Raw genomic sequence first — 1,795 nt, 5'->3', positions numbered from 1 at the left:
GGGGCTGGCGGGTTATGCAGTCGCTGGGGTCAGTGCGCCGGTGGTGATGGCTTTGAACAGGTTGTGCACGAGCGCGTGGAAGCTGAATTCGGCTGTGGCTCTGGTTGTTCGGCGGGATGTGAAGCGTTTGAATCCGAGGTTGTGTTTGGCGTGGCCGAACGGGGTTTCGGCGATGTGGCTGCGCTGGTTGTAGAGGGCTTTGCCTTCGGGTGTGCGCAGCCGGTGGGCCATCGTCTCGATCGGGCTGGCGCCGGCGGGTGGGGGTCCTTGGGTGGGCTGGTTGCGGGCGGCCGCGGCGAGGTCGCGGTTCTTGGCGACCGCGATCAGCCGGTCCGGGCCGGGTGCGGTCAGGTTCGCTTCGGTGAGGTAGCCGGCGTCGGCGAGCAGTATCCCGATCCCGGTGAAGTCGGTGGGTGCGGGTCGGTGGGTGTCGATGAGTGCGGCGGCGGTGACGGCCTTGTTCATGGCAGTGGTGAACGCGGTGGCGTCGTTGGGATTGTTGCCGACACTGGTGGCGATGATCAGACCGTCGCTGCTGGTGACGGCCTGGCAGTTGTAGCCCTGGATCCAGCCGCCCCCGCGCAACTGCATCAACCGTGAGTCCGGGTCGGTGATATTGCGTTTAGGTTGTTGCCAGCTGGGTTTGGGCTTCTTCGACGTCGACGGGGAGGCTTGGGCGGCCGCGGGAGCCGGCTGCGCCGCTGCTGCCTGCTCGGCGACAGCGCGTTCGAGCGCCTCGCGGACTCTTCTGACCTTGTAAGCCTGCTCCACCGGCAGCGGTCGCTGCCCACGCCGATGGGTGCGGTACCGGTCGAGTTTGGCCTGCTGCACCGCCCGGGCGTGTTCGAGGTTGCGGGTGAGCGCTTGGATACGGATCTCCTTGGGCGGCTGTCCCTTCGGCGGTTTGCCGTCGGCGCCGCGGCGTGCCTCGAACGCCTCCAACTGCGCGTGGCGACGCTGCTCGGCGGCACGCTGGCGGTCGCGTCGGCGCGCTTGGGCAGCCTCGCGTTTGGCGGTGCGCGCGCTGGTGTCGGCGCTCAACTGCGCCAGCGCCTCGGCGATCCGCGCCGCGCGCGAAGCGGGATCGGCCAACTCGCCCGGCACCGCGTCGCCGCGACCGTGCGGTCCGTACAACACGTCCTCGGCGGCGTCGGTGGCCGCGTGCTCGGACGCCGCCGCGCGGGCGGCGGCGCGGGCCGCATTCACTGCAGCCTGCTCGGCGGCGGCTTTGCGCAGCCCATCCTCGGTGCGGTTGGCCGACAGTGACGCGTTGGAGGCGATCTTGACCGAATCCAGCGCGACCACGCCGAGCTGGCCCATACCCAACCGGGCGCACAACACCAGCACCTGAGTGAACAGGTCCTCGACCACGTCGGCGGCCTCCGCGCGAAACCGTGAGATCGTCACATGATCAGGGGTGTGACCGGCGCAGATCACCCGAAACGCCACATCCCGGGCACATAGTCTCTCGATGACCCGCGAGGAACGCTGCCCTTGCGCCCACGCCCAGATCAGCAGTGTCAACATCATGTCCGGGTCATAGCCCGCCCGCCCGGCACCACCGGTACGGCGCTTGGCATGCAACCGTCTGGTGTCCAAGCCCTCGACCACCCCGATGACCAGCCACACCGGATCCGACACCGGCAACCAATCGCGCATGTCCTGCGGCAGCAGAAACTGCTGATCCCGATCAACCCGGCGATATCCCTTGGCCATCAACACATTCTCCAGGAAACCCCAGGTCAAACCCGCCCCGACAGGCCGCAAAGCAGAAGTTCGATTTTGCAACAGCCCG

Annotated in this window: 1 protein-coding gene; it reads right to left on the bottom strand. The window is 68.0% G+C overall.

All coding sequences use genetic code 11. The features are described from left to right. Nucleotides 1–12: 12 nt before the first annotated feature. Nucleotides 13–1,716, bottom strand: coding sequence for a transposase (locus FOS14_RS24450; RefSeq protein ID WP_143773428.1), 1,704 nt, complete (start codon nucleotides 1,714–1,716; stop codon nucleotides 13–15). Nucleotides 1,717–1,795 lie beyond the last annotated feature (79 nt).

This window comes from Skermania sp. ID1734 (genome assembly GCF_007489285.1).
Classification (GTDB): Bacteria; Actinomycetota; Actinomycetes; order Mycobacteriales; family Mycobacteriaceae; genus ID1734.
Note: the sequence above shows the minus strand (reverse complement) of the source record. Positions and strands in the feature narration are given on the sequence as shown.